This is a genomic window from Achromobacter veterisilvae (genome assembly GCF_900496975.1).
Lineage (GTDB): Bacteria > Pseudomonadota > Gammaproteobacteria > Burkholderiales > Burkholderiaceae_B > Achromobacter > Achromobacter veterisilvae.
Genome location: NZ_UFQC01000032.1, coordinates 1 through 24,643, shown reverse-complemented (window position 1 = coordinate 24,643; position 24,643 = coordinate 1). Strand labels below are relative to the sequence as shown.

The 24,643-nt window shown below is 68.4% G+C and carries 30 protein-coding genes; 8 read left to right on the top strand and 22 right to left on the bottom strand.

Annotated features, from left to right (window positions below; all coding sequences use genetic code 11):
• The first annotated feature begins 1 nt into the window (after position 1).
• On the top strand, positions 2-391 hold the full coding sequence (locus AVE30378_RS24100) for a Rieske (2Fe-2S) protein (protein ID WP_129244328.1): 390 nt from the start codon (positions 2-4) through the stop codon (positions 389-391).
• Here AVE30378_RS24100 and AVE30378_RS24095 read toward each other — a convergent pair.
• Entirely contained in the window at positions 340-1,350 is a 1,011-nt protein-coding gene (locus AVE30378_RS24095; RefSeq protein WP_129244326.1) for a bile acid:sodium symporter family protein, read from the bottom strand. The genes AVE30378_RS24100 and AVE30378_RS24095 overlap by 52 nt on opposite strands.
• A 107-nt stretch (positions 1,351-1,457) precedes the next feature.
• Between AVE30378_RS24095 and AVE30378_RS24090 the strand changes: the two genes are divergently transcribed.
• Positions 1,458-2,300, top strand: a complete 843-nt coding sequence (locus AVE30378_RS24090; protein WP_129244324.1) for a LysR family transcriptional regulator — start codon at positions 1,458-1,460, stop codon at positions 2,298-2,300.
• A 9-nt stretch (positions 2,301-2,309) separates the two neighbouring features.
• Here AVE30378_RS24090 and AVE30378_RS24085 read toward each other — a convergent pair whose 3' ends face one another.
• From AVE30378_RS24085 to AVE30378_RS24050, 8 genes are all read right to left on the bottom strand, one after another.
• A complete protein-coding gene (locus tag AVE30378_RS24085; RefSeq protein WP_129244322.1) occupies positions 2,310-2,843 on the bottom strand; it encodes an OsmC family protein in 534 nt (177 codons plus the stop codon).
• A gap of 43 nt (positions 2,844-2,886) precedes the next feature.
• Positions 2,887-4,326, bottom strand: a complete 1,440-nt coding sequence (locus AVE30378_RS24080) for a c-type cytochrome (protein ID WP_244235128.1) — start codon at positions 4,324-4,326, stop codon at positions 2,887-2,889.
• Positions 4,320-5,111, bottom strand: a complete 792-nt coding sequence (locus AVE30378_RS24075; RefSeq protein WP_129244320.1) for an ABC transporter ATP-binding protein — start codon at positions 5,109-5,111, stop codon at positions 4,320-4,322. Before AVE30378_RS24075 ends, AVE30378_RS24080 begins: the two co-directional genes overlap by 7 nt.
• A complete protein-coding gene (locus AVE30378_RS24070; protein WP_129244318.1) occupies positions 5,105-6,121 on the bottom strand; it encodes an ABC transporter permease in 1,017 nt (338 codons plus the stop codon). The genes AVE30378_RS24075 and AVE30378_RS24070 overlap by 7 nt, the downstream gene beginning before the upstream one ends.
• Positions 6,108-7,136, bottom strand: a complete 1,029-nt coding sequence (locus tag AVE30378_RS24065; protein WP_129244316.1) for an ABC transporter substrate-binding protein — start codon at positions 7,134-7,136, stop codon at positions 6,108-6,110. The genes AVE30378_RS24070 and AVE30378_RS24065 overlap by 14 nt, the downstream gene beginning before the upstream one ends.
• 133 nt (positions 7,137-7,269) lie before the next feature.
• Positions 7,270-7,560 (bottom strand): hypothetical protein, encoded by a 291-nt coding sequence (locus AVE30378_RS24060; protein ID WP_129244314.1) that lies wholly within the window; start codon positions 7,558-7,560, stop codon positions 7,270-7,272.
• A gap of 70 nt (positions 7,561-7,630) precedes the next feature.
• Entirely contained in the window at positions 7,631-8,500 is an 870-nt protein-coding gene (locus AVE30378_RS24055; protein WP_129244312.1) for an N-formylglutamate amidohydrolase, read from the bottom strand.
• A 2-nt stretch (positions 8,501-8,502) separates the two neighbouring features.
• The gene (locus AVE30378_RS24050; protein WP_129244310.1) at positions 8,503-9,492 is read right to left on the bottom strand and encodes a Bug family tripartite tricarboxylate transporter substrate binding protein; all 990 of its coding nucleotides are present in this window, start codon (positions 9,490-9,492) and stop codon (positions 8,503-8,505) included.
• Between the two features lie 112 nt (positions 9,493-9,604).
• On the opposite strand from AVE30378_RS24050, the gene AVE30378_RS24045 reads away from it, so the two are divergent.
• Entirely contained in the window at positions 9,605-10,540 is a 936-nt protein-coding gene (locus AVE30378_RS24045) for a LysR substrate-binding domain-containing protein (RefSeq protein ID WP_129244308.1), read from the top strand.
• 84 nt (positions 10,541-10,624) lie between these two features.
• Here the strand turns inward: AVE30378_RS24045 and AVE30378_RS24040 are convergent, their stop codons facing one another.
• The 6 genes from AVE30378_RS24040 to AVE30378_RS24015 form a co-directional block, all read right to left on the bottom strand.
• Positions 10,625-10,840, bottom strand: coding sequence for a hypothetical protein (locus AVE30378_RS24040; RefSeq protein ID WP_129244306.1), 216 nt, complete (start codon positions 10,838-10,840; stop codon positions 10,625-10,627).
• Positions 10,841-10,943: 103 nt separating this feature from the next.
• Positions 10,944-12,050, bottom strand: a complete 1,107-nt coding sequence (locus AVE30378_RS24035) for an AGE family epimerase/isomerase (RefSeq protein WP_129244304.1) — start codon at positions 12,048-12,050, stop codon at positions 10,944-10,946.
• 148 nt (positions 12,051-12,198) lie between these two features.
• Positions 12,199-12,411 carry a hypothetical protein gene (locus AVE30378_RS24030; protein ID WP_006218759.1) on the bottom strand — a complete coding sequence of 71 codons (213 nt, stop codon included), beginning with the start codon at positions 12,409-12,411 and terminating at the stop codon, positions 12,199-12,201.
• A 354-nt stretch (positions 12,412-12,765) separates the two neighbouring features.
• A complete protein-coding gene (locus AVE30378_RS24025; protein WP_129244302.1) occupies positions 12,766-12,990 on the bottom strand; it encodes a hypothetical protein in 225 nt (74 codons plus the stop codon).
• Positions 12,991-13,028: 38 nt separating this feature from the next.
• The gene (locus AVE30378_RS24020) at positions 13,029-13,775 is read right to left on the bottom strand and encodes a sulfite exporter TauE/SafE family protein (RefSeq protein WP_129244299.1); all 747 of its coding nucleotides are present in this window, start codon (positions 13,773-13,775) and stop codon (positions 13,029-13,031) included.
• A gap of 97 nt (positions 13,776-13,872) precedes the next feature.
• Complete coding sequence (locus AVE30378_RS24015) at positions 13,873-14,784, bottom strand: DMT family transporter (RefSeq protein WP_129244297.1); 912 nt, start codon at positions 14,782-14,784, stop codon at positions 13,873-13,875.
• A 160-nt stretch (positions 14,785-14,944) separates the two neighbouring features.
• Here AVE30378_RS24015 and AVE30378_RS24010 point away from each other — a divergent pair, with 160 nt between their 5' ends.
• Both AVE30378_RS24010 and AVE30378_RS24005 read left to right on the top strand, forming a co-directional pair.
• Positions 14,945-15,415, top strand: coding sequence for an Lrp/AsnC family transcriptional regulator (locus AVE30378_RS24010; protein WP_102771617.1), 471 nt, complete (start codon positions 14,945-14,947; stop codon positions 15,413-15,415).
• Between the two features lie 123 nt (positions 15,416-15,538).
• Positions 15,539-15,772: a hypothetical protein gene (locus tag AVE30378_RS24005; RefSeq protein ID WP_129244295.1), complete on the top strand. Its 234-nt coding sequence runs from the start codon at positions 15,539-15,541 to the stop codon at positions 15,770-15,772.
• A gap of 79 nt (positions 15,773-15,851) precedes the next feature.
• Here the strand turns inward: AVE30378_RS24005 and AVE30378_RS24000 are convergent, their stop codons facing one another.
• From AVE30378_RS24000 to AVE30378_RS23990, 3 genes are all read right to left on the bottom strand, one after another.
• On the bottom strand, positions 15,852-16,445 hold the full coding sequence (locus AVE30378_RS24000; protein ID WP_129244293.1) for a BPSL1445 family SYLF domain-containing lipoprotein: 594 nt from the start codon (positions 16,443-16,445) through the stop codon (positions 15,852-15,854).
• 125 nt (positions 16,446-16,570) lie between these two features.
• Positions 16,571-16,828: a hypothetical protein gene (locus tag AVE30378_RS23995; protein WP_129244291.1), complete on the bottom strand. Its 258-nt coding sequence runs from the start codon at positions 16,826-16,828 to the stop codon at positions 16,571-16,573.
• A gap of 169 nt (positions 16,829-16,997) precedes the next feature.
• Positions 16,998-17,864: a MurR/RpiR family transcriptional regulator gene (locus tag AVE30378_RS23990; RefSeq protein ID WP_129244289.1), complete on the bottom strand. Its 867-nt coding sequence runs from the start codon at positions 17,862-17,864 to the stop codon at positions 16,998-17,000.
• A 273-nt stretch (positions 17,865-18,137) separates the two neighbouring features.
• Between AVE30378_RS23990 and AVE30378_RS23980 the strand changes: the two genes are divergently transcribed.
• Entirely contained in the window at positions 18,138-19,091 is a 954-nt protein-coding gene (locus tag AVE30378_RS23980) for a M14 family metallopeptidase (protein ID WP_129244287.1), read from the top strand.
• 34 nt (positions 19,092-19,125) lie between these two features.
• On the opposite strand, the gene AVE30378_RS23975 is transcribed toward AVE30378_RS23980, so the two are convergent.
• Both AVE30378_RS23975 and AVE30378_RS23970 read right to left on the bottom strand, forming a co-directional pair.
• On the bottom strand, positions 19,126-19,560 hold the full coding sequence (locus AVE30378_RS23975) for a GNAT family acetyltransferase (protein WP_129244285.1): 435 nt from the start codon (positions 19,558-19,560) through the stop codon (positions 19,126-19,128).
• Positions 19,561-19,832: 272 nt separating this feature from the next.
• Complete coding sequence (locus AVE30378_RS23970; RefSeq protein WP_129244283.1) at positions 19,833-20,738, bottom strand: PhzF family phenazine biosynthesis protein; 906 nt, start codon at positions 20,736-20,738, stop codon at positions 19,833-19,835.
• A gap of 294 nt (positions 20,739-21,032) precedes the next feature.
• On the opposite strand from AVE30378_RS23970, the gene AVE30378_RS23965 reads away from it, so the two are divergent.
• Entirely contained in the window at positions 21,033-21,389 is a 357-nt protein-coding gene (locus tag AVE30378_RS23965) for a hypothetical protein (RefSeq protein WP_129244281.1), read from the top strand.
• Positions 21,390-21,451: 62 nt separating this feature from the next.
• Positions 21,452-22,087, top strand: a complete 636-nt coding sequence (locus AVE30378_RS23960) for a hypothetical protein (protein WP_129244279.1) — start codon at positions 21,452-21,454, stop codon at positions 22,085-22,087.
• Here AVE30378_RS23960 and AVE30378_RS23955 read toward each other — a convergent pair.
• Entirely contained in the window at positions 22,084-22,929 is an 846-nt protein-coding gene (locus AVE30378_RS23955) for an alpha/beta hydrolase (RefSeq protein ID WP_129244277.1), read from the bottom strand. The genes AVE30378_RS23960 and AVE30378_RS23955 overlap by 4 nt on opposite strands.
• A complete protein-coding gene (locus AVE30378_RS23950; protein ID WP_129244275.1) occupies positions 22,929-24,506 on the bottom strand; it encodes an autotransporter outer membrane beta-barrel domain-containing protein in 1,578 nt (525 codons plus the stop codon). Before AVE30378_RS23950 ends, AVE30378_RS23955 begins: the two co-directional genes overlap by 1 nt.
• Positions 24,507-24,643: the final 137 nt, after the last annotated feature.

The following is a 24,643-nucleotide window of genomic DNA, read 5'->3' as shown; positions in this document are numbered from 1 at the left end:
CATGCAGGACTCTCCCGCCGCCCCCGAAGTCCGCGTCTGCGCCGCCACCGACCTCGTCAATGGCGGCCTGGGCGTGAAAGTCCCCGTGTCCGATGGCGCCGGCCGCACGACCGCGTTCTTCGTGCGCTACCAGGACCGCGTGCACGGCTACCTGAACCGCTGCGCCCACGTGGGCGTGGAACTGGATTGGGAAGGCAGCTTCTTCACCCGCGCGGGCGACCTGCTCATGTGCGCGCGCCACGGCGCCACCTATCAGCCCGACACCGGCCTGTGCGTGGGCGGACCCTGTAAGAACGGCCGACTGACCGCGCTGTCGGTCGAGGAACGCGAGGGCGGCGTCTACTGGCGGCCCGCCGGCAAGATCCGGCCGCTGGACGACGCGGCCGCCTGACCGGGAACCGGCCGCTCCGCATAGCGGCGCGCCAGCACCGCGCACACCATCAACTGCATCTGGTGGAAGATCATCAGGGGCAGCACCACCACCCCCATCTGCGACGTGCCGAACAGGACGGTGGCCAGCGGGATGCCCGAGGCCAGCGACTTCTTCGAACCGCAGAAGACCAGCGTGATCTCGTTCTCCTTGGACAATCCGAGCTTGCGGGCGCCCCACGTCGTGATCAACAGCGCCGACCCCAGCAGCAAGGCGTTCACCAGCACCATGGATGCCATGTCGATCGCCGGGAACGCATGCCAGATTCCTTGCGCCACGGCTTCGCTGAACGCGGTGTAGACCGCCAGCAGAATGGAGCTGCGGTCCACCTTCGCCAGCGTCCGGCTGTTGCGCTGGGCCCAGGCGCCGATCCACGGCCGCAACAGGCTGCCCATCGCGAACGGCAGCAGTAGCTGCAACAGGATGCGGCCGGCGTCGGCCAGGCCATGGCCCCCGCCCTGGCGGTGCAGCAGCACCGCCACCAGCAGCGGCGTCAGCACGGTGCCCAGCAGATTCGACGCGGTGGCCGCGCAGATCGCGCCCGGGATGTTGCCGCGCGCCATGGACGTCAGGGCGATGGAAGACTGCACGGTGGAGGACAAGGTGCAGACGAACAGCACGCCCAGCCACAGCGCCGGCGCCAGCAGGCCCGGAAACAGCGCCCGCAGGCCCAGCCCCAGCGCGGGAAACAGCAGGAAGGTGCAGGCCAGGATCAGCGCGTGCAGGCGCAGGTCCTTCACCCCGGCCACGATGGCCTCCGTGGACAGGCGCGCGCCGTGCAGGAAGAACAGCAGCGAAATCGCCAGGTTGCTCGCCACCATCATGAACGACGCCCCCTTGCCCACCGCCGGGAAGACACTGGCGAAGGCCACGGTGGCGATCAGGACGAGCGTGAATTGGTCGGGAAGAAAGCGGCGCATGGCAGGGATTTCCGTGGAACTTGCGGAAAACTATAGGCGCGCGGCTTGTCATCGTGAAGGCCATTGAGTACTTTAACTGTCATCGGAATACCCTATGACCAGGCACAATGCTCAATCCCTTGTGGCTCAAAACCTTCGCCGCCGCCTCCGCCGCTCCCAGCTTCACGGAAACCGCGCGGCGGCTGGGCCTGACGCAGCCGACCGTCAGCGAACACATCCGCCAACTGGAACTGGCATTGAACCGCCGCCTGTTCCTGCGCGACACGCACTCGCTCGCCCTCACCAGCGACGGCCGCAGCCTGCTGGTGCACGCCGAAATCATCCTGGACGCCCATGAACGGGCCGAACGCCTGTTCGACGCGCCGCGCCTGCGGGGCCGCGTGCGCCTGGGCACCTCGGACGACCTGGCGATGGGCCCGCTGCCCGACGTGCTGGCCGCCTTCCGGCTGGCCCACCCCGAAGTGGAACTGGACCTGACCATCGGCGTCACCAGCGAGCTATACAAGCTGCTGGACGACAACGGGCTGGACGTCATGATCGGCAAGCGCCGCCGCGGCGACCGCCGCGGCCAGACGCTGCACAAGGAAGCCCTGCTGTGGCAGGCCAAGGAGGGGCTGCGCGTGGCGCCCGACATGCCGCTGCCGCTGATCCTGCTGCGCGAGCCCAGCGTCACGCGCACGCTGGCGCTGGACGCGCTCGCGCGGGCCGGGCGCAGTTGGCAGATCGTCTGCACCAGCACCAGCTACGCCGGCTGCCAGGCCGCCGCCCGCGCGGGCCTGGGCATCACCGTGCAGCCCTCGCACCTGTCCACCGCGGGGCTGGCCGCGCCCGCGGGCGCCGCGCAACTGCCGGCGCTGCCGCAGGTGGAATTCATCGTGATTTCGGCGCCCTCGCCGAACCGGCCCACCCGCGCGCTGACCGACATCCTCATGCGCAGCACGCTGACCTGACCCCCGGCCTCAGCTCGCGGCCGGGCGCGTATGCCGCACGCTGCCTTCCAGCGGCTGCGGCTGCTTGAGCAGGTTCAGGATCGGGCACCATTGCTCCACCGCCTCGTGCACCGCGCGCACCGCGCTCTCGTCGGCCGGCGAGACGATGTGGGCCGTGTAGCGGATATTGTGCGGAAAGAACGGGACCTTCTCGTAGCCCGGCTTGCCGCCGCGCGGATCCAGGTCGCCCTCGATCTCCACCTGTAGCGATTCCAGCGGCAGTTCCAGTTCCGCCGCCTTGATCAGGAAGATGTGCGTCAGGCAGCTACCCAGCGACCCCAGCAGCAGTTCGGGAGAACTGGGCCCCAGGTCGTAGCCGGCGAAATCCGCCGGGCTGTCGCTGACCACCTGGTGGTCCCGGATGCGGATGCGGCGCACGCCGCTGCGTCCTTCGGCGCTGACCTGCGCGCGCAGTTTCACCGGCGCCAGCGTTTGCGGATCGCGCGCGTTGCGCGCCAGCACGGCATCGCGCTTCTGGCCCAGGTACTCGTTCAACGTACTCATCTTGCAGACCTCGCATAGGATTGGAATGTGCTGGGATACGCGCCTACTGTTCGCGGCGGATATCCGGCAAGGCGATGGGCGCACGATCCATCGCCAGCAAAAGTTCGCCCAGGCCGCCGGCCGACCCGTCTTCCATGCGTCCGGCGGGCCCGCAGACGTTGTCGGCGCTGGTCCAGGCCGGCGCCGCGCCAGGCAGGCGGCGCGCCCGCAGCCAGCCGCGGCGGTCGACCAGGAACTGCGCGCCCGCCAGTTCGTCCGGCGGCACGCCCGCCGCCAGCGCGTACGCATCCCAGGCCTGGGCGCCGGCCGCCACGCAGTCCGCGTCCGGCCGGCCCGCCCCGTCGCGCGTCAACGCCACGGTAAGCAGGCGCGGATCCTGCGGTTCCTCGGGGGCCCGCGGCGCATACGCGACCACGCGCAGGGGCAATCCGCGCAATCCGCTCAGGCGCGTTGCGCGCCCATCGCGGCAGTCCAGCGCCACGACCGGCGCGGGAACGGCCGGCATCCCGGCGCCCCCGCCCGCCGCGTACGCCCGCAAGCGCAAGTAATCCAGCACCTGCCAGATCTGCCGCGGATCCAGTGCCTGCCCGAACGCCGGCATCGCGGGCCGGCCGGACGGAACCTGCCCGCCCTCGGCCACCCGCCAGTGCAGGTCGCCCTCCAGCCGGTTCTCGAACAGCGCCGGGCCCAGCACGCTCGGCCACACCGGCAGCCCCGCCGCCCGCTCGCCGCGCCCGTCGGCCGCCGCGCCATGGCAGGCGGCGCAATGCGCCTGGTACAGGCGCCCGCCGTCCAGCAGATTGGCGTCGGAGAACGGCAGCGCGGAACGTTGATAGGAAGAGCGGTTCGCTTCGGTCAACAGCATCTGCGGACGCGGCCAGTCCGCGGCCAGCGCAAGCGCGGCGGCGGCGGCCAGGCACGCAAGGCGCCAACGCCCCGCCGCCAGCGCGGCCGCCAGCAGGACCGCGGCGGCCCCGGTCTGCGCCAGCGCCGCCCACAGCCGGCGCCAGGTGTGCGGGCTGACGGGCAGGTCCGGGTCGTAGCGCCAAGCGAAGGGCCAGTGGGCGATCGCCAGCGCCTCGCCGGGCAACCGCCATATCGCGGTTCCGAAAACCAGCGCCAGCAGCGCGAGCGCGCCGGTCAGCATGGCTTCCAGGCGCCGCCAGGCGGGCCGCTCGGCGGCGGACGCGGATGCCTGGCGCCGATGCAGCCAGGCCGCGCCCACGGCCGCCAGCAGCAGGACCAGCACGACCGCCAGCACCAGGTGCCCCAGGCGCGATCCCAGCAGGCCCGGCACGCCTTGCGCCTGCCGCCATCCCAGGACCAGCAGTCCGCCCGCCGCGCCCAGCGCCCCCGCGGCCAGCCATGGCAGGCCCGGCCCCGCCGCGCCTGCCTGCGGAACGCGCCGCGCGGACCGCGACCACGCCAGCATGGCGGCGCCGGCCGCCACGGCGGCGAGCGCCAGCCCTCCGGTGTTCACCACGTCGCATCCAGCCCCAGCAGGGCCAGCGCGCGATGGCGCAGCTCGGCCAGGCGCGGATCTCCGCGGTGCCGCGGGTATGGCAGGTCGTTCACGATCTCGGCCTTGATCCGCGCGGGCCGCTCGCTCAGCACCACGATGCGCGACGCCATGAACAAGGCCTCTTCCACGTCGTGCGTGACCAGCAGGGCCGTGAAGCCCGAGCGCTGCCAGAGTTCCACCAGTTCCGACTGCATGGCGATGCGGGTCAACGAATCCAGCTTGCCCAGCGGTTCGTCCAGGATCAGGATGCGCGGGTCGTTGACCAGCGCGCGCGCCAGCGCGGCGCGCTGCGCCATGCCGCCCGACAACTGGTGCGGATATGCCTGGCCGAACGCCTTCAGGCCCACGCGGTGCAGGGCGTCGTCCACCCGGCCGCGCTGCGCCTTCAGCAGCCCCCGCGCCTGCAGGCCCAGGGCCACGTTGTTCCAGACCGTGCGCCAGGGATACAGCGTGGGGTCCTGGAAGACGACGATGCGCGACGGCGACGGCCCCGCTATCGGCTCGCCGTCCGCCAGCAGGCCGCCCTCGGCCGGCGGCTCCAGGCCGGCCACCAGCCGCAGCAGCGTCGACTTGCCGCAGCCGCTGGGGCCCAGCAAGGCCACGAACTCGCCCGCCTTCACGTCCAGGTCGATGCCGTCGAGCACCGGCAGGGCCGCGCCATCCAGATCGAAATGATGGTTCACGCCGCGCACGGCCAGCGCCGCGCCGCGCGCATCCGGCCTTTCCGCCACCGCCGCCCCTACCATTTCACGACTCCCTTCTGCCATGCCAACAGGCGATCGCGCCCCAGGAAGAGCAGGCTGATCAGCCCGGAGAACACCAGCGCCATCACGATCAGCGCCCCGTACATGTTGGCGTAGGACGCCCAGCCCTGCGCCCACGACAGATACCAGCCCAGCCCCGACTTGACGCCCATCATCTCGGCCGCGACCAGCACCGAGAACGACGCGCCCAGCCCCATGAACAAGCCCACGAAGACCTGCGGCAGCGCCGCCGGAATCGCCACCCGCAGCACCAGGAACCATTCGCTGGCCCCCATGGTGCGGGCCACGTCGTAGTACGCCCGGTTCACTCCGGCCACGCCCGACCAGGTCAGCACCGTGACCGGGAACCAGGTCGCCAGCGCGATCAGGAATACGGCGGCCGACCAGCTCGATGGAAAAAAGAAAAACGCCATCGGCAGCAGCGCCGTGGAAGGAACCGGCCCCAGGAAGCGCAGCACGGGATGCACCCAGTAGCCCAGCCCCCGCGACCAGCCGATCGCGACCCCCGTGAGGAATCCCGCCGCCGCGCCGAGCAGGAAGCCGTTGGCCAGCAGCCACAGCGAATTCGCCAGGCTGTCGGCCAGGCGCTGGTAGTCGGTGGCGTACACCTCGATCAGCGATTGCGGCGGCGCGAAGAACGGGCTGGGCAGGAGCGCGAGCTTGGCCGTCGCGATCTCCCAGGCACCCACCGCCACGGCCAGCGCCGACAGCCAGGGTCCGGCCCGGTGCAGGGCGCGCACCGGCCGCAGCCGGCCGGCGCCGGGCACGGCCGCCAGCAACAGCAGCGCCGCCAGCGCCACCGCCGCCGCGCCGAATTCGCGCGTGTAGCCCCAGGACGAAAAGCCCACCTGCACGTTCGGCCACGCCAGCGTCACGCCGCCCACGCCAGCCCACAGCGCCGCGGCCGCGACGCCGGTCTTCCACACCCGCCAGCCGCGCGGCGCCGCGTTCCCGCCCGCCGCGGCCGCGGGCAGCACGTCAGCCGAGGACATTGGGCACCACCGCCAGCGCGTACTTGTCGATGTCCAGGCCCGGGCTGAGCACCTTGATGGTCTTCAGGTCCTTCGCGTAGCCCACGATCTCCTCGCGCAGCGCGGCCCCGGTCGACGCGTGCCCATGGCTATGGCTGCGCAGGATCGCGGCCACTCGCTCGGCCGGCACCTTGCCGGGCACGTAGGGCGCGAAGATGCGGGCCGTCTCGTCCGGATTGGAGGCGGTCCAGCGCTGCGCGTCGATCACCGCCCGCGAGATGGCCGCGGCGGCCTCGGGATCGTTGCGCACCAGGTCGCCGCGCAAGCCCAGCACGCAGCACGTGCGGTTCTCGTAGTCGCCCTCGATATTGGTCGCGATCTCGCGCAGCTTGTTGTCTTCGCGCAGCGTGTAGATCAGCGGATCGTCGCCGGCGATGGCGTCGACCTCGCCCTTGCGCAGGACTTCGCCGAACAGGTCCTGAGGATACTGGCGCCAGTCCACCGATTCGGGATCGATGCCCAATTGCGCCACGCGGATGGCGAAGAAATTCTTCACCGGGCTGGCCTGGTCCGACACGGCCACGCGGCGTCCCTTGAGGTCGCTCACGCTCTTGACGGGCGAATCCGCCGCCGTCAGCAGGCGCATGCAGCCGCCATGCGTGCCCACCGCCAGCTTGACGTCGAAGCCCTGCTCCAGCGGCTTGAGCCAGCGCAGCGCCATGCCGATGCCGCCATCGGCATGGCCGGTCGCGATCGCCTCCAGCAACTGATCCGTGGACCCGCTGAAGTTGATCCGCTCGACCTTCAGGCCGTACTTGTCGAAGAAGCCGCGCTCCAGCGCCACGGATACGGGCGACTGGCAGACCGCGGTCTGGCTCCATGCAATCTTGAATTCGCGCGGCGCGCCGCCGGCCGCCAGCACGCGCGACCCGAGCATGCCCAGCGGCGCGGCCAGCCCCGCGATGCCGGCGGCGCGCAACAGCGCGCGACGCGAGAGCCCCCGCGCCAGGGCGCCGGAATGGACGTTCGTATTCATCAACCTTCCTTTTGAGCAGACTGTGAATGGCGATGATTGCCATGCGGCATCATCGGCCTGCGCTCAGGGGTTCGACAAATACAAAGTCGGGATAACAATATGGGGCGGCGGCCGGCCTCGCCCGCGCGCGCCGCTATTCGGGCAGGTGGTCCGGCACGCCGTCGGCGTCCACGTCCTCGATGCGGTCCAGCGCGTTGCGCGCGGCCGACATGGCTTCGACGGTGCTGCGGAAGCGGCGGCTCGCGAAGATCTCGAACGCCTGGTTGTCCGGCTCGGAATCGTCATCCTGGCCGCCCGCCTCGATTTCCGCGCCGTCCTTCTTGCCGAGCCGCCGCGTTTCCAGAAAGGCGCGCGGCGGCGTGCGTCCCTCGGGCTGCGTCGCGTACGCGACCACCGAGAACCCATTGATGATCTTCTCAGCCATGGCGGCTCCGTATCGCCGCTCCGAAAGCGGCGCGGCTCCTGTTACAGACTACGGCCCGTCATCTGAAAACTTAAGTCGGCGCGGCCTGGCGCGCCCGCACGTATGCCGCCACCTGCGCAAGCACGTCGGACAGGTCGGCCTGCAGCGGCGCGAAACCCGAATTGCGCTCGCGCGTGGCCTCGTCCATGTACAGCGGGCGGCGGATCTCCACCTGCAGGCTATGGCGGTTCAAGGCCGGCTGGCCGATCTGCGCGATCAGTTGCACGCCCTTGTAGGGATCGTTGCGCGCAACCGTATACCCTTTGTCGCGCAGCGCCGCTTCGATCAACGCGATGAATTCCGGTTCGCACGTCGTGCCGTCGCGGTCGCCCAGCACGAAGTCCGCCAGCGGATGCTCGCTCTGGCGGCCCAGGCGCTCGTAGGCGTCGTTGGGCATGGAATGCAGGTTCAGGTGCCACACGGCGCCGAACCGCTGGACCACCCGCTGGATCGCCGCCGACAGGGCCGCATGGTAGGGCTGGTAGTACGCCTGGATGCGGTGCCGCACCTCGGCCAGCGTCAGCTTGCGGTCGTAGATCGGCGTCGCCTTGTCCATCCTGCGCCAGATCAGGCCCTTGCCCAGCCGGGTCTTCTCGCCCGGATCCAGGGCCTCGGGCCAGGGTTCGGCCAGCAGTTCCGGGTCCAGGTCCTGCAGCGTGCGGTTGGGATCGATATAGACGCGCGGAAAGTTCGCGGCGATCAGCGTCGCGCCCAGGGCGGGCGCCGCCGACCACAACGCGTCCACGTGCGTGTCCTCGCCCTGGCGCAGTTGCGCCAGGGTTGCCGCCGCCCCAAAATCCCCGGGATAGCGCTCGCCGCTATGCGGCGAATCGCAGACCAGGGGCAATGCCGGGCCTGCCGGTTCATGCACGGAAACTGCGTCGAAGTCGGCGTGGGTCATCGTCAATCAGCCTGAATGTTCGCGGTCTTGGCCACTTTGGCGTAGCGGGCCAGGGCCTGCTCGATCTGCGCCTGGAATTCCTGGGGCGTGGTGGGCATCAGCGTACCACCTACGTCCTCGGCCTTCTTGCGGAATTCCGGATCCTGCTGCGCGGCCCGGACGGCCTGGTTCAGGCGGTCGACCACGGCCTGCGGGGTGCCCGCGGGCGCCACCAGCCCGAACCAGCCGCCCGTGCCCATGTCGGGGTAGCCCAGTTCGATGTAGGTCGGCACGTCCGGCAGCAAGGGCGAGCGTTCGGCGCCCAGCACCGCCAGCGCCCGCAGCTTTCCGCCCTGCACCTGCGGCAAGGTCGAGGACAGGTTGTCGGTGATCGCGTCCACCTGGCCGCCCATCACGTCGTTCAGCGCCGGGCCCGCGCCGCGGTACGGCACGTGCAGCAGCTCGATGCCGGCCAGCATCATGAAGTTCTCGATGTTCACGTGGCCCAGCGAGCCCACGCCCGGCGAGGCGAAGCTGTAGCGTTCCGGCGCGCCCTTGGCCAGGGCCACGAATTCGGCCATGTTCTTGGCCGGGACGTTCGGGTTGATCGCGAAGATGCTGGGCACGGCCACCACGTTGGCCACCGGCACGAAATCCTTGACCGGGTCGTAGTTCATCTTCCGGTAGACGGCCGGGTTCGAGCCGTGCGTGCTCATGGTGGCCATGCCGATCGTGTAGCCGTCGGGCGTCGAGCGCGCCACCTGCTCCATGCCCAGCGAACCGCCCGCGCCGGCCTTGTTCTCGACCACGATGGTCTGCTTCAGGTCGCGGCCCGCGTACTCGGCGACCAGGCGGGCCACGATGTCGGTCGAACCGCCCGCGGCGAAGGGCACCACCAGCTTGATCGGACGGACGGGATAGTCGGCTGCCTGGGCGGCGCCGGCGAAGGTCAGGTTGGCGAACAAGGCGGCGAGCGCGAAGCGCGCGGACCGGCCGAAAAGGCGGCGGGACATGGGGATGGCTCCGAAAGGTGAAGGTCTATCGACAAGGCCGCCAGTGTCCGAACTTTACGGTCCCCTTTCAAACGACTATATTGCACTCTTTCATTACCAAAGGTCATGCTGGATGCGCCTGCAATCGCCATCCATGTCCGAACTGCATGCCTTCGTGACGGCGGCGCGCCTGGGCAGTTTCACGCAGGCCGCCGAGGCCCTGTGCGTCACACAGGGCGCGGTCAGCCGCGCCATCGCCAGGCTGGAAGCGCATTTCGGACAGCCGTTGATGCACCGGAACGCCCACGGCCTGACCCTGACCGACACCGGCCGCCGCCTGTACGACGGGGCCCAGGCCCCCTTGCAGGCGATCGAGGCGCTCAGCGCCGAACTGCGCGCCGACGACCGCCGGCTGCGCCTTACGCTGTCCTCGGTCCCCACGCTGGCCAGCGCCTGGCTGGTGCCGCGCCTGCCCGACTTCCACCAGCGCCACCCCGACATCCAGCTCAGCTTCGCGGCGTATCGCCGCAACGAAGACTTCTCGGGCGCCACGCCCGACGCCAGCATCCTGTCGGGCACGCCCGAACAATGGCCCGGCTGGCATGCCGACTATGTGATCGGCCGCGAGATGGTCGTGATCTGCCACCCCGGCCGGCTGGCCGCGCGCCGGGCGCAGGGGCTCTGGAACACGCCCGCCGGCCTGCTCGGCGAAGCGCTGCTGTATCACTCGAATGGCGTGGACAACTGGGCGCAGTGGTTCGCCGCCGCCGGCGTTCCCCGCGAATCGGTCAAGCTGTCCAATGGTTTCGACCAGGTGTCCATCCTGGTGCGCGCCGTCATGGCCGACATGGGCATCGCCGTCCTGCAGCGCTGCCTGGTCCGCGACGACCTGCAGGCCGGGCGCGTGGCGGCCCCCTTCCCCGACCTGCCCATACGCATCGCCCGCGGCTACCACCTGTGCGCCCCGGCCCAGCGCCGCGATCACTATGCGCTGGCCTGTTTCCGGCTGTGGCTGCTGGAGACCGCCGGCCGCGATCCCGACGTGCTGGCGGCCGGCGCGCCGGGATAACACCGGTTTCCCGCCGGCCCCGGCCTATTATTCCAAATAAAACGGGCTCCTCCGGAGCCCGTTTTCAATCGCGCGGCGCTATGTTCACGGCGCCAGCTTGAAGCCGAGGTCGACGCCCCACTTGTCGGTTTCGCGCAGCCATTTGGCGCCGCAATTCAGGCAGCGGAAATGGTCCTCGCGGCTTTCCTCGCGCCCTCTCTGGGTTGGATTGGTGAATCCTTGATGTCCGAGTTGGGCATGCGGCGCAACGCCAGCAAGCCCCGGGTTAATGCGTTGGCAAGCCAAGCACATAACGCTCATTGATGCTTCCCCACAAACATAGTTACCAAATTGTAAGGGATTTCACCAATGCTTTTCTATCGCTTTATGTCTATAGGACCGCAAATAATTGTTAACGCCGCAATTAAACAACGTCTGGCAGCGCCGACAGACAGGTCGCCAGGTGGTAGGGCGAAGTCGAAGGCATGTCGGGGCGCACGACCTTCCCGCCCGCGTCCAGGCATTCGTACCAACCCCCGGGATGCAGGAAACGGGACCGGAAAGCGGCCAGGCCGGCGGCCAGCGCGGGCAGATCGCCCTGCACCGCCAACACGCGCAGGTATTCGGTCTGCGCCCAGATCCTGCGGGTGTCGTCGATCACGGCGCCCGATTCGTCCAGGGACGCCACCACGCCGCCCTCGTCCACGCCATGGCTGCGGGACCATTGCACGGCGCGCGGCAGCGATTCCGCCAGGTCCAGGCCTTCGAACACCGGCGCCGACCCCTGCACCAGCGACAGCCATTCGAACTGGTGCCCCGGTTCCAGCCGGTTGCCGGCCGTGCCCTGCCGCTCTTCCGAAATGCATTGCGTGGGCGCGTGCACGAAGCGGTGGCTGATGCCTTGCGCCAGGCTGCGCAGGCGCTGCGCGAACAGCGCCGGCTCCGCCACTTGCGCGGCCGCCAGATACGCTTCGGTCAGGTGCATCATGGGATTCTGCGCCGGCAGGCGCAAGGGCTGGTCCAGGTCCGCGCTCAGCGCGGCGTGATACAGGGAATCCGTGGTCTTGAAGCGCGCCTCGATGGCCGACGCCGTGGCCAGCATGAGCTTGCGCGCGTCGGCGTTGCGGCTTTGGCGGAAGTACGCCGCGCAGGCCAGCACGACGAACGCGTGCGTATACAGGTCTTGGGTTTCATCGAGCGGCCGCCCCTCGGCGTCGACGCTGTAGCGCCAGCCGCCATGCTTCTCGTCGCGGAACACACGGCGCAGCGATTCGAAGAGCGTATCCGCGTGCCTGGCGGCGGCTGCGCCCGGCGCCTCGGAAAAGACGTACAACTGGCGCGCACAGGCCATGGCGCGATAGCGCGTCGCCGGCAGCGGGGCGCCGGAAGCGGAATCCAGCGATTCGAAGGGCAGGCCCAACGCGCCATTGAATCCCTGCTCCATCCACATGGGCAGGATGACGGAATCGAAATGTTCGCGCAATGCGCGGATGTGGGCCGCGAGAGTGGAATTGGTCTGTGCGGCAGTCATCTTGGAACGGCGCATGCCCGATCGGGGCCCCAGGTTTTGGAGCAGCAACGATAACCGAAATTTTCGCCGCAAATCGTTGAGCATTCTCCGTAGTTTCATGCACGCACAGACCGGTCCCGCTGATCAGTTCCATCCAGGGCAGGATGCCCTATCGGAAGATGTTTTCCTCTACCCAATTCTGCGCGAAGATCTCCGCGCGGTCGCGTGCTTCGTCCAACGAAGCGCAGTTGCCCAAGTGGGAAAACGCGGCATCCACTTCGGTGCCGCCCTCGGCCGTTACCGTCAGCAATACGCCATATCCGCCGGTATCCATGGCCGCCGTGGAAACGTCGATCAGTACTTCCTGGTCACGATGCTGCATGTGCTACCTCCCAGTCGGTTACCTAAACCGCGTGAACCACGCGTGACATTGCGGGAGCATTCTTCCCGCGCAAATGAATAGACCTGCAAACGTCACGCAAGTTCATCTTACTGGCGACGCCATGCCCGCGATATGCCGAAAGCGACCAAATCGCGCATTCTGTCTCAGGAGATTCCCGTACCCGGTGGCAAATGGTCGCAAATGCGAGAAATACTGCGAAAACATTCGCAAATTGTGCGGAATTCAGTACGGCTGGCGATCGAGACGCAACAATACCGCGGCCTTCGGACATAGCCGAGGGACGATACGCGTGCTCTGTGTTCCGGCCAGCCGGGCCTGCCGCGCCGCGCGGCGCTATCTCACGTGGATGGCGCCCGGCTCTTCCATGCGCAGGGCAAGCCTGCCCTTGCCAGTGATGAGCCAACGCCCGTCGGCGCCGGCTTCGATGCAACGCAAGGTCTCCAGCGCCGTCGCTACGTGCTCGGGCACTTCGGTCTGTTCGGCGCCCGGTTCGCCGTTGTCGGCGACGACGCGCAACCAATGACCCAGTTCGCCTTTCTGGAAACGATGCAATGCCATGCGTGACTCTCTCTAGAAGCTTCCAACGATAGCACGTCCTACGCCAGCAGCTTGGGAACGGACGACACCAGCAGGGCCACGCCCGACGCCGTCAGCAGGCCCAGCACGATGCGGCGGAAGGCCGCATCGCTGATGCCGGCGTAGATGCGCGTGCCCACTAGCGTGGGCACCAGCATCGCCGGCACGATCACGGCGAACAGCGGCAGCATGTCGCGGGTGACCACGCCCGCGTAGATGTAGCTGGCCATCGTCACGGCCAGCATCGAGAGGTTGAAGTTCTGGATGACCGAGCGCTGCACGTCCCGGTCGAAACGGCGCAAGGTGCACCACAGCGTGGGAATCACGCCGGTAAAGCCGCCGATGCCCCCCATGATCCCGCCGACCGCCCCCACCACGCCATCGGCCACCTTCCCGCCCGCCGCGATGCGCGGCAAGCGCGTCGCGAACAGCATGACCGGACACCAGATCGCCAGCAGCCCGCCGATGCAAGCCTTGAACACCAAGGGGTCCAGGTGCGGCAGCAATTTGACGCCCAGCGGAATGCCCAGCAATCCGCCCGCGACGAACGGCAGCAGACGCTCGGCCGCGAAGCCGCGGCGCACGGTGAACGCCGCCAGCAACTGCCCGGTCAGCGATCCGAACACCGCCATCGCGGCCGCGAGCCTGGGGTCCACCGTCCAGGCCCAGAACGACATGGCCACCATGCCGAAACCGAAACCGGAAAGGCCTTGCACGAAACCCGCCGTCATGGCGCCCGCCACGACCAACACATATAACGAATCCATATCCGCCGCACGCCCGCATGAAGCCGGGCCCTCCCCGGCGCCTGCCATTCTAGGGCCTGCCGGCGCCGAAAGGCGCCTCGCGCGGGCCGGGGACGATCTACGACGGGCGCAACAGCATCGGACGCCCGTAGCGGGCCGCCGCGGCGGACGCCGCGACGCTCGCCCCGATCAAGGCCAGGCCCAGCGCCAGGTCGGCCGAAATGCGTTCGTGGAAGACCAGCGCGGACACGAGCAAGCCGATCACCGGCACGCAGAGCATCGCGATCGAGGTCGCCACCGGCGGCATCTTCTGCGTCATGCCCAGCACCACGATGAAAGTGAGCGCCGTGGCCAGCGGCCCCGTGTACAGGATCACGGGCCAGGCGTCCGGCACCGCGAGGAACGCCGGCGCGCCGTCGCGCATCCAGGCCAGCGCGGCCAGCGGCACGGCGGCGATGGCGGTCTGCCACGGGATCATTTCCGCCCCCAGCCGGACGTGGCGGCTGCCGCGCAACTGGATGATGTTGCACGCCCAGGCGAAGGAGGCGCCCAGCAGCATCGCCAGGCCGATGACGGTGTGCGCCTGCCACGGGCTGAAGGCGGGCGCGACGATGACGGCGATGCCCGCGTAGCTCAGCGCCGTCGCCAGCCATTGGGCCAAGGACAGGCGCTCTTTCAGGACCAGCGAGGACAGCGGGATCACCCAGATGGAGGTGGCGTACGCGATGACGGACGCGCGTCCGGGCGCCACATACTGCATCGCCCACAAGGCCAGCGCGGTGAACGCGCCCATCTGCAGCAGCGCCACGCCCGCCACCAGCGGCAGCTCCTGGCGCGTGGGCAGGCGCAGGCGCCCCAGCAGGCCCAGCACCAGCACGCTGATCGCGGCGGCGGATCCGAAGCGGCTGGCGGCCAGCCACAGCGGGCTCATGTGCGCCAAGCCCAGTTTCATGACGGGCCAATTGCCGCCCCAGACCGCCACCGCGCCCACCAGCGGCAAAAACCTGACCCACCTGCTCTGCTGACTCATTACTGCTCGACTTACCGCATGAATATTCCGCGTTTTGGCCGAATGGCCAAACGAAGGAATAGTCTATAGGGTAAACCCCAGCACATTTCACCTCAATTCACTGCGATAAACGGCATACTCAGCACATCCGAACTGCCGATTGAAGACAACCAGGTGACTTATGCTGGAAATCAACCTAGATGCCACTGACATCCGTATCCTGAACGAACTCCAGCGCGACGCGCGCCTGACCAACGTCGAGCTGGCGGCCCGCGTCAACCTGTCGGCGTCGCCCTGTCTCGCGCGGGTCCGCCGGCTCGAGGCCGAAGGGCTGATCGACCGCCGCGTCACGCTGCTCAACGCGCGCAAGCTGGGGCTGAAGGTCAATGTGTTCATCCAGATATCCCTGGACAAGCAGCGCAAGGCCGCGCTGGACGTATTCGAACGCGAAATCGCCGTGCTGCCCGAGATCATGGAGTGCTACCTGATGTCGGGCGATGCCGACTACCTGATCCGCGCCCTGGTTCCCGACGTCGACGCGCTGGAACGCCTCATCGTCGAACACATCACCCGCATCCCCGGCGTGGCCAGCATCCGGTCCAGCTTCGCGCTGAAGCAGGTGCTCTACACCACCGCGGTGCCGCTCTCCTGAAGCGCCCCGGCCAATTCCGCCCGCCGCTTGCGGGATCGTCCGGGCCAGCCCACAATGAAAGCGCCGGCGCGGGCCGCCGAGCCCGCGCCGGCCTCCCTCCCATCGTCTAGCAAGGAGCACACCATGCCTGAAACCGACTGGTTCCCTGGCGGCACGCTACCCGATCGTCAGGGCTACTTCGAAGTGGAATACGACACGGGCGAAACCGAAATCACGCGCTACGGCATATTGGGCTGGGAGCCCGAGGAGAACCGCGGCCGGATCAGGCGCTGGCGCGGCCTGGATCCGAAAATAGAAGCGGCCGAAATGCAGCGCGAAAGCGCCGTGCGCAACAACGGCGACTCGCTGATCGGCTGAGCCGCCGGCGCGGCGGCACGGCAAAACGAAACGCCGCGGAGGAAATCCGCGGCGTTTCGCTTTTACGGGCAAGGCCCGATCAGAGATCCAGCTTGGAGATCTTCGTGCCGGCCAGCGACACGCCCGCCATCAGGCCGCCGTTGTTCATCACGAACCCCACGACGGGCTGCTGGGCGGTATTCGTATCGATGCGCCCGTTGGCGCCGATATTGACGACCGCGACCGTGGCGTCTGCGCCCACGGTCCAGCCGCTGCTGTTGCGGAACTTGTTGAGCGCCTCGTCGGTCATGAACAGCAACACCATGGCCTTGGATTGCGCGCCCGCCTGGAAGCCGATCGAACCCGCCGTCGTGCTGTAGTAGCCGGCGTTCGCGCCGCCCACCTTCAACACGCCCTTGCCATGTTCCGCGCCGACGATGAAGCTGCCGCTCAACACGTCGGGAAAGACCAGCACGCCCTTGGCGCGCGCGACCAGGTCCTTGGACTGGGGCGAAGCTTCATAGAGCTTGCCCAGCGTCGCATCGGCCGCGCTGCTGAGGGACTGGCGCTGCTCGCTCGCGGTCGCGGCGGACTTGGGACTGGTGGTGGTGCAGCCGGCAAACAGCAGGCCGGCCGCGCCGATCGTCACGGCGGCCAGGCCGGCGCGACGCAAGACAGGAAAAGTATCAAGCATGGAACTCTCCTTGTTGTTGTCACCTACTCTACCAATGTACCGGGCAAATCCGCCAGCGCAAGGCACACGATTGTGCCAAACGAAACAAAACCTGCCGGAGGCGTCGCGCCGGATTGCACTTCCTGCTACAAAATTCCGTAGCGGGGTTCGCCCGTGGACTCGTCGATCGATACGATGCCCGACAGCACCAGTTCGGCATGGCGCAGCGCAATCCCCGCGTCCGCGAAGGTCACGAAGCGCGGCAGCGACCAGCGCCGCGGAACATCGTCCGCGGCCTCGGCCCGGCAGACGGCGACCTCGATCGCCAGCACGCCGTCGTCCAGCCTGACGACCTGGCATTCCACCTGGAAGCCATCGATCTGACGCCGCGGCCACGCGCCCATGCCACCCTCCTGAAATGTGCTCATCCGGGCGCAATATGCCAAAAATAAATCGCCTTGGAAAGCAATGTTTTCAAGGGGTAATCAAGCACTAGAACAGCTAGTGCGAGCGCATCTTGCAAGCGCTGAAAACGCCCCGATCCAGCCGTTTTTCAGACCGCTGCGCGCCGGCCTACTCGGCGCCCGGAGACCGTATCCATTGCGCGTCCCACAGTCCCTCGCCGCGTTCGAGCGCATCGCCCAGCGCCTGCTTGCGGCGCTGGGCCACCGCCGCGAGCAGCGCATTGCAGACGGAGAACGCCGCCGTGTAGGAATCGAAGGGCGAGGCGCTGGAACTGCGCGCGACCAGCACATGGTGCGCCGAGGCGGCGGCGGGCGCCGAAGCCGAGTCCGTGATCAGCACCACCTTGCCGCCGCGCTGCCGGAAATACTTCACCGCGCCGGCCGTGGCGACGGAGTAGCGCCTGAACGTGAACGCCAGCAGCACGTCGGCCTCGTCGATCCAGAGCAACTGGTCTTCGAGCGACAGCGGGCCGGCCGCCGCCATCGGCTTCACGGCGGGCAGGCACATGTTCAGGTAAAGCGCCACGTGGCTCGCCAGCGGCGCGGCCTGCCGGAACCCCAGCACGTGCACCCTGGCCTTGCGCTGCGTAAGCAGGCGCACCGCCGATTCGAAGGCCGCCGCGTCGATGGATGCGAACGTCTCCTTCAGGTTGTGCAGGTCATGCAGCAAGGCGTTGTTCAGGCAGGCGCGCGCCGTAGGGTTGTCCGCGCCGACGGCATCGGCGCGCTCGCCGGGCGAGGCCAGCCGCGCCGTCACTTCCGAACGCGCCTCCATCTGCGCCTGCGCATAGCTTTCATAGCCCAGCTTGGCCAGCAGGCGCACCACCGTGGACGGGCTGGTTCCCACCTTCTTCGCCAGCGCCGTCGCCGATTCCAGCAGGCCTTGCGGATAGCGCGCCTGCATTTCCTCGACCAGCAGGCGCTCGGTCTTGCTGAGTTTCCTGCCATAGCTGGCGATGCGCTGGTTCAAATTCATAGGTATGGACAGGCCCTAGGTGATAACCCCAAATCTCACAACGCGCATTGCATCTTATATTTCAATCTGCAATCTTCATTGCAAAGTAGACCAAACACGCCATCCCCACAAGAGGCTTTCAGGACGGCAGCCACCATCCCTGGAAACAGCAGGCGTCCTGCCCCTCGAAGCGCAGACGCCCCAACAGTTCACCGCCATGATGTCCGAGCGCCTGGCGTTGTACAAAGACCTGATCGACCGCGCCGGCATCCGTCCTGAATAGGCCCGACCCTGATGAACACTCCCGCTTTCGAACCCGACACCGCTCCGCTGGAAGTCCTGCCGCGCGACCTCGCGGCCTACCGCGAGGGCAACGTCGGAATTCCCTACGTCCATCGTTTCGAGTCGGGCCTGCCCGGCCCGCACGTACTGATCAACGCCATCACCCATGGCAACGAAATCTGCGGCATGGTGGCCGCTACGCACCTGCTGGACAGCGGCGTGCGGCCCAAGATCGGCACGCTGACGGTGAGCTTCGCGCACGTCGAGGCCTACCAGGCCTTCGACATCGAAAACCCCTATGAAAACCGCCAGCTTGTGCACAACCTGAACCGCATCTGGTCGGACGACATGCTGGACGGACCGGAAGACAGCCCCGAACTGCGCCGCGCCCGGGAACTGCGCCCCGTGCTGGACGCCGCCGACTATGTGCTGGACATCCACTCCACGCGCGCGCCGGTGCAGCCGTTCTGGGTCTACACGGAGATGGACCGCAACACCGCGCTCGCCAGCGCCGTCGGCACGCCGGAAGTCCACCTCGTGATGCCCCCGGGCATCTTCCCCGGCACGGGCGTCATGGGCTATGGCCGCCACGGCGATCCGGAATCCGACAGCGGCGGCTCGCTGGTGGTCGAATGCGGCCAGCATTTCGCGCAGTCCGCCGCCGCGCTCGCCACCGACGTCACGCTGCGCTTCCTGGCGCACCTGGGCCTGATCGACGCCCCGGCCGGCACGGCGCCGCCCCCGGCCCCGCGGCGCTATCGCCTGCTCGAAGTGCACATGGTGAAGTCGCCGGACTTCACCTTCACGCGCCCGGTCATCGGCTTCGAGACCTTCGGCAAGGACGAACTGATCGCCATGAACGGCACCGAGGAAATCCGTTCGCCCTGCGACGACTGCACGATCTTCATGCCGACGCGCATGCCCATCGTCGGCCGCGAAGCCGTGTACCTGACCGTGGCGGTCTGACGGGCCTGCCGGCAGGCGCCCGGCCCGCGGTCCGTCAGAGGTCCGGGATCAGGCGCTTGCCCAGGCTGATGACTTCGTCCTGCTGGAACCCCAGCGTTTCATAGAAATCCTTCACCGCGATATTGCCGGACCGTATCAGCAGGTTGATCTTGGGGCAGCCCATCTCCAGCAGCTTGCGTTCGACGGCGCGCATGAGCGCCGTCGCATGGCCGCGGCGCTGGTGCGCCGGCGACACCGCCAGGTAATTGATCCAGGCGCGGTGGCCGTCGTAGCCGCCCATCAGCGTCCCGACGATCGCGCCGTCCGCCTCTCCCACCAGGAACAGGTCCGACTGCACCGTCAGCTTGCGGGCGATGTCCTTCTGCGGGTCGTTCCACGGGCGCGTCAGGCCGCAGTCGCGCCACAACTGGATGATCGCGGCTTCGTCGGAAGGATGGTAGGGCCGGATGGCGATATCTTGAGAACTCATGCTTCGTTCCTTGGTAGGGGAAACGAAAGCCTTGCGATACGCCTCGATAGCGGGAAGAACGGCCGGAAACAGAAAAGCCACGAGGGGTATCGTGGCTTTCGGGGAAAAGCGCTGAAGATTCAGCGCGGATGCGACCAGCCACTCAACGCAGGCGTCGAGTGATTCGTCGGTTGGAGGCGCCGGACAACGGCGCGAAATGCGGGGCTTCCATGAACGCAAGCATACAGGAGGCCGGCGCGGCCGCCAACAGGCCGCCAGCCGCCGCGCCGCTCTCAGGCCAGGTCGGGCGCCGGCAAGGTCCCCTCCATGACCGCCACGGCCTGGCCCGCCACGCCCGCCCACACACCGTCGGCCCGCGGCTCGGCGTGGGCCGACAACAGGCTGGCGCGGCCCATGTCCACGCCCTGCCCGACGCGCAGGCGCAACACGCCGTCGCCGCGCAAGGCGGCGCGCAGCGCCGTCATGGCCGCCGTCGCGCTGCCGGTGGCGGGATCCTCCGTCATGCGCCCGGTGAACATGCGGGCCTGGACGTCTGTCCGCGGATCGCCCGCGGTGTCCGTGGTGTAGACATAGATGGATTTGGCGCCGTCCAGCGGCAGCATGGCCGCGTAGCCCTCCGAGTCGGGCGCGGCGCGCCGCAGGGCGTCGCGGCTCGCCAACTGCACGACCAGGAACGCCAGGCCGACCGACACCACCTGCGGCGGATGCTCGGACGTGTCGATGTCCGCCACGCCGAGCTTCAGCGCCCGCGCCACCGCCGCGACCGGCGCCACGCCGCCGCGCGACAGCGGTTGCGGCGCCAGCAGTTCCGCTCCCTCCACGCCCTGCGCGCCCGCCCGCAGCGCGATGCGGACCAGGCCCGCCTCCTCTTCGAACACGAAGGCATCCGGCACGGGCCGCCCCGCCGCCTGCCACTCGCGCGCCAGCACCACCGCCGTGCCCACGTTCGGATGCCCGGCGAACGGCACCTCCCGGTCGGGCGTGAAGATGCGCACCCAGGCCGTATGCGCGGCATCGCGGGCGGGCAGGACGAAGCTGGTTTCCGAATAATTGAATTCGCGCGCGATGCGCTGCATCTGCGCGGCGGCGAGCCCCTCGGCGCCAAGCACGACCGCCAGCGGGTTGCCGCCATAGGCGCGGTGGGTGAAAACATCGGCGGTGACATAACGGTAGCGCATGGAGCATCCTCTCGATCCGCGCGGACGTGGCGGCGACCCGGAAAGTGTGCGGCGCGGGCGCTCCGCCCGCCAGGCACAGAGCCGCGGAATCGGAGCCGTAACAGCAGGCCGCCAAGGCCGATTCGGCCATCGATTCCTCGATCGCTTTGTGTCTCGTGGCCGTTTCCGGCCGGGCAAATGCGAGCGAGCTGTTTGCGCATTGCCGGCCCGCGCGCGAAACGGCTAGACTGTGGCCAAAAACCGCAAACCGGCTTGGCCGCAAGCAAACCCGGTTTCGCACCGCAGGAACCCTCGATGGCCAACGCGCGTACCTATTTCCAGAGCCGCTTGCCGCCCGGCGAGCTTGCACGCATCCTGCTCCGCCATGAACGGTTCTTCCTGGAAAACGTCGGCGACATAAGCGAAACCGTGGCCGCGATCCAGCAGCATTGCCGGGCGCATGGCCTGACCAGCCAGGTACGCAAACAGCCCTGCAGCCCCCGCCTATCGGGCTGGGACCTGCTTTTTCTTCTGCCCAACTGGATCGTCACCCTGGCGGCCGCGCTCCTGTCCGCAAGCGCCCTGGCCGGGCCGCGTGCCGACTTGATCATCACCCTGCGCAGCAACAGCCTGCTGGAAGTCTGCTACCGCCGGTCCACCGCGCGCGCTTGACGCAGCGCATCTCGCCGCCCGCGCCGGCGCCGTAAACTATCCCATATATGGGGATGCTCACAATGAGAGACAGAGCTGTATACGCGGGTGAACTCAGCGCCGACGACGCGGTGTGCCTGGCTCGGACCTGGGCGGCCGCGCATCACGCGGATGCGGACCGAAGCCGGAACTTCGCCATCCAATGGCACCGGGACGCCCTTCCCGCCGACAGGCGCGGCGACGCCTTGCTCCGGGACCTGGAATTCTTTTTCCAGGCGTCCTCCAAGGACGCCGCCTATTGGCAGTCCGTCGGCGACTTCTCCGAAGAAGCCACCGGCGTCTGGGGAGTGCAGGCGCTCAAGGCCCTGGCCGGCCTGAACTTCATCGGATTGCTTGCGGCGGCCGTTCTTTTCGCGGCGCGCGGCGGCTCGGCCTACACGGCCGGCGCGGCCGGCGCCTGCGTCCTGTTCCTGGCGGGAGCGGTCCTGGCCTATCCCGCGCTCAGGCTTATCCGCATCTCGCGCGCCAGCGCCAATGCCGCCGCCACCCAAAGCCGCGAAGCCGGCAGCGCATCGACGTGGGAACAGCTACGGTCCGCCAACGACGCCAACCCCAACGTGGGCCGCAAGGAACGGAAGCTCGCGGTCCGCCTGGCCGTGGCCATGGCCGCAGCCGCCACCGCCGGCTGCGCGCTGCTCGTCACCGCGGTGTGGTTCTAGCGCTCCGCGCCCGACGCTCGCGGCAAGCCGTCCAGCAATGCCGGCCACGCCTGCTCCCAGCAGCACCGATGATCGAAGTCCGGAACGACGACGATCTCCGGTTTGCCGCTGGCGGGGAAACGGCTGGCATACGACCGCGCGATGCCCTGCGGCATGACCCGGTCCCTGGCGCCCACGTAATGCCGCTGCGGTATCGCCGACAGCGCCCGCCACTCGTCGGCGGGATTCAGCGAGCCGCGCAAGGGGCTCAGGCCCAGGTCCGTAGTCCAGGATTGCGTGTCCAGATTGGCGGCCACGGTAATCAGGCGCGCGACGTCAGAGCGCCGCGCGGCAAGCAGCGCGGCCACCGCGCCGCCGCCGGAATAGCCCACCAGTTCGATCCGCGTGGCGCCATAGCGCGCTTTCAACCGGTCGATGGCCAGTCCGCTGGCGGCGACGACCTCGGGCGCGAAACGCCCCGCGGTCCAGTAATGCGCCTCGCAATGGCGGCGGCTGGGCCCCTCGACGTACTGGCACGGCCTGGCCAGGTAGACCGCCTGGCGCCGCGGATCGCCGATGGCCAGCCGCAGCGCCAGCGGATCGCGCGGCGTCGGATCGAACGATGGCGTTCCGGCATCCACCCAGGCCGCCCCGTCTCCCTCGATATACACCGTCAACGTGCCGGCCCGCGACAACCCCGGCGGCACGAACGCGGCCAGGACGAACGCCCCCGCGTCCATTTCCAGGCCTTGCCAGCCCGCCTGCTGCGCGACCCGCGCGGCGGCCTGCCGCCGCTCCTGCACGGCCGTGCCCGCGCAGCCCGCGATCAATGCGCAGGCCAGCAGGACGGCCGGCAAGCGCATCAGAACGCCCAGCGGACGTTGATCGACGCCGTCTGGGCCGCCAGGCCGCTGCGGGCCTCCAGGTCATAGCGCGCCGTAACCTGGGTGTTTTCCGCGGCCTGGAACGCGAGGCCCAGGCCCGCGCGGCCGATCCAGCGCGCAGGCTCGACGCCCGGCGTCTGGAAGGCGGCGCCGCCGCCCACATAGCTGGAGGCGATGCTGTTGCCTTCGCCCAGCATGTCATAGCCCACGCCCAGGCTGGCCGTCAGCGAGGCGCGGTCCGTCAGCCGGTGCTGCAACTGGCCCTCGACCATGGCGATCAACTGTTCGCTGGTCTGCGAGCCCACGCGCAGATTCAGCGCGCCGGCGCCCCGTTCCGTGTACGACTCGCTGTGAATGCGGAAGTAGTCCGTGCGCAGCGACGGCGTGAAGCTCGTGTCCTCGCCGACCTGGAATCCGCGCCCGATCGCCGCGCCCAGATGCGCGGTCGTGCTGTCGAAATCCGACTTGGCCGTGCGATCGAGTCCGCCGAAACGCATCGAGCGCCGGCCGTCATTGCGGTTGATGCCCACGTCCGCCTGCCAGCTCACCCAGGCATTCGGCCAGGCGCCGAGGCCGTGGCTGCCGTAGGCGAGGAGCTGGTAGGCGTCGATGTCGGCGCTGTTGGTGTCCGCCGTGGACTTGCCCTTCACGTCGGATCTCGCGTAGGCAAAGCCCATGCCCAGGCGGCTGGCTTCCCCTACCTTCGCATCGGCGCCGAGCACGAAGCCATAGGTATCGGCCCGATAGCCGGCCATGCCATTGCGGTTGTCCTGATCGGCATACGAAGCCAGCGGCTTGAACCACACGTTCTTGTCGGCAAGGAATCCTTCGCCGGACGACAGGCCGGTCATGCCGTTCTGCCGGGCCTGGACTACGCGGCTTACGCCTTGCATGCCGCTGACCGACACCTGGTTCAGGCTGGCGCTCATGAGCGGCAGCGTCTGCACGACGGCGTCGGCCACCTGCTGCTGGCTGCCCAGCCTGCCGAATGCGCCCACCACAGTGGCCATGTCGCCAGTGTTGTCGCCGCTTGCCAGCAGGCCATCGAGCACTCGCGCGGCCCCCAGGCCCTGGCCGAAGCCCTGCGCCGCGACCCGGTTGGAGACCGCGCGGCTGGGCGCGCCGGAATTCACGGGCGAACCGCCGCCCGAACCTTCGTCCACGACGGTGCGCAGGTCCACCGTGCCATCGGCATTGACGATGGTCTTGAAGTTGAACAATTCGCTGTTGTCCGTCGTGACGAAGGTGCGATCCGTCGCTTCCAGCGTGGTGGCGCTGATCACCGAGGCCAGGGTCTTTCCGTTGCCCAGCGCGTCGCCGTTGAGCACGTTGACGAAGAGCCCCGTGCCATCCTCGAAGCTGGCCCTGCCCTGGACCGCCAGCCGCCCGTACAGCGGCATACCGAGAAGACTGGACACGCCCAGCTCCAGGCTGGCGCCGCGCGACTGGACGTAATCGCCCTTGATGGCCGTGGTGGCGCCCGGAAGCACGTAGACCTGGCCCTGGTTGCTGAAAGGCCTGGCGCGGCTTTCGAACTCATAGAAGGACGTGCTCAACCGGGCGCCCGAGGCGACGGTGAAGCTATCGACCGCGAAATTGTTCTCGGCATTGAATTTGGTTCATCGCGCAATAGCGTGGAGGGGTTTGGCAAGTTTTCGTATTCTTGACGGCAGGTATTTGCCATCAGGAGTGC

Excerpts from the sequence above, each read along its gene's own strand:
- AVE30378_RS24100 (WP_129244328.1), top strand. The coding sequence starts at position 2 with ATGCAGGACTCTCCCGCCGCCCCCGAAGTCCGCGTCTGCGCCGCCACC.
- AVE30378_RS24095 (WP_129244326.1), bottom strand. The coding sequence starts at position 1,350 with ATGCGCCGCTTTCTTCCCGACCAATTCACGCTCGTCCTGATCGCCACC.
- AVE30378_RS24090 (WP_129244324.1), top strand. The coding sequence starts at position 1,458 with ATGCTCAATCCCTTGTGGCTCAAAACCTTCGCCGCCGCCTCCGCCGCT.
- AVE30378_RS24085 (WP_129244322.1), bottom strand. The coding sequence starts at position 2,843 with ATGAGTACGTTGAACGAGTACCTGGGCCAGAAGCGCGATGCCGTGCTG.
- AVE30378_RS24075 (WP_129244320.1), bottom strand. The coding sequence starts at position 5,111 with ATGGTAGGGGCGGCGGTGGCGGAAAGGCCGGATGCGCGCGGCGCGGCG.
- AVE30378_RS24070 (WP_129244318.1), bottom strand. The coding sequence starts at position 6,121 with ATGTCCTCGGCTGACGTGCTGCCCGCGGCCGCGGCGGGCGGGAACGCG.
- AVE30378_RS24065 (WP_129244316.1), bottom strand. The coding sequence starts at position 7,136 with ATGAATACGAACGTCCATTCCGGCGCCCTGGCGCGGGGGCTCTCGCGT.
- AVE30378_RS24060 (WP_129244314.1), bottom strand. The coding sequence starts at position 7,560 with ATGGCTGAGAAGATCATCAATGGGTTCTCGGTGGTCGCGTACGCGACG.
- AVE30378_RS24055 (WP_129244312.1), bottom strand. The coding sequence starts at position 8,500 with ATGACCCACGCCGACTTCGACGCAGTTTCCGTGCATGAACCGGCAGGC.
- AVE30378_RS24050 (WP_129244310.1), bottom strand. The coding sequence starts at position 9,492 with ATGTCCCGCCGCCTTTTCGGCCGGTCCGCGCGCTTCGCGCTCGCCGCC.
- AVE30378_RS24045 (WP_129244308.1), top strand. The coding sequence starts at position 9,605 with ATGCGCCTGCAATCGCCATCCATGTCCGAACTGCATGCCTTCGTGACG.
- AVE30378_RS24040 (WP_129244306.1), bottom strand. The coding sequence starts at position 10,840 with ATGAGCGTTATGTGCTTGGCTTGCCAACGCATTAACCCGGGGCTTGCT.
- AVE30378_RS24035 (WP_129244304.1), bottom strand. The coding sequence starts at position 12,050 with ATGACTGCCGCACAGACCAATTCCACTCTCGCGGCCCACATCCGCGCA.
- AVE30378_RS24030 (WP_006218759.1), bottom strand. The coding sequence starts at position 12,411 with ATGCAGCATCGTGACCAGGAAGTACTGATCGACGTTTCCACGGCGGCC.
- AVE30378_RS24025 (WP_129244302.1), bottom strand. The coding sequence starts at position 12,990 with ATGGCATTGCATCGTTTCCAGAAAGGCGAACTGGGTCATTGGTTGCGC.
- AVE30378_RS24020 (WP_129244299.1), bottom strand. The coding sequence starts at position 13,775 with ATGGATTCGTTATATGTGTTGGTCGTGGCGGGCGCCATGACGGCGGGT.
- AVE30378_RS24015 (WP_129244297.1), bottom strand. The coding sequence starts at position 14,784 with ATGAGTCAGCAGAGCAGGTGGGTCAGGTTTTTGCCGCTGGTGGGCGCG.
- AVE30378_RS24010 (WP_102771617.1), top strand. The coding sequence starts at position 14,945 with ATGCTGGAAATCAACCTAGATGCCACTGACATCCGTATCCTGAACGAA.
- AVE30378_RS24005 (WP_129244295.1), top strand. The coding sequence starts at position 15,539 with ATGCCTGAAACCGACTGGTTCCCTGGCGGCACGCTACCCGATCGTCAG.
- AVE30378_RS24000 (WP_129244293.1), bottom strand. The coding sequence starts at position 16,445 with ATGCTTGATACTTTTCCTGTCTTGCGTCGCGCCGGCCTGGCCGCCGTG.
- AVE30378_RS23995 (WP_129244291.1), bottom strand. The coding sequence starts at position 16,828 with ATGGGCGCGTGGCCGCGGCGTCAGATCGATGGCTTCCAGGTGGAATGC.
- AVE30378_RS23990 (WP_129244289.1), bottom strand. The coding sequence starts at position 17,864 with ATGAATTTGAACCAGCGCATCGCCAGCTATGGCAGGAAACTCAGCAAG.
- AVE30378_RS23980 (WP_129244287.1), top strand. The coding sequence starts at position 18,138 with ATGAACACTCCCGCTTTCGAACCCGACACCGCTCCGCTGGAAGTCCTG.
- AVE30378_RS23975 (WP_129244285.1), bottom strand. The coding sequence starts at position 19,560 with ATGAGTTCTCAAGATATCGCCATCCGGCCCTACCATCCTTCCGACGAA.
- AVE30378_RS23970 (WP_129244283.1), bottom strand. The coding sequence starts at position 20,738 with ATGCGCTACCGTTATGTCACCGCCGATGTTTTCACCCACCGCGCCTAT.
- AVE30378_RS23965 (WP_129244281.1), top strand. The coding sequence starts at position 21,033 with ATGGCCAACGCGCGTACCTATTTCCAGAGCCGCTTGCCGCCCGGCGAG.
- AVE30378_RS23960 (WP_129244279.1), top strand. The coding sequence starts at position 21,452 with ATGAGAGACAGAGCTGTATACGCGGGTGAACTCAGCGCCGACGACGCG.
- AVE30378_RS23955 (WP_129244277.1), bottom strand. The coding sequence starts at position 22,929 with ATGCGCTTGCCGGCCGTCCTGCTGGCCTGCGCATTGATCGCGGGCTGC.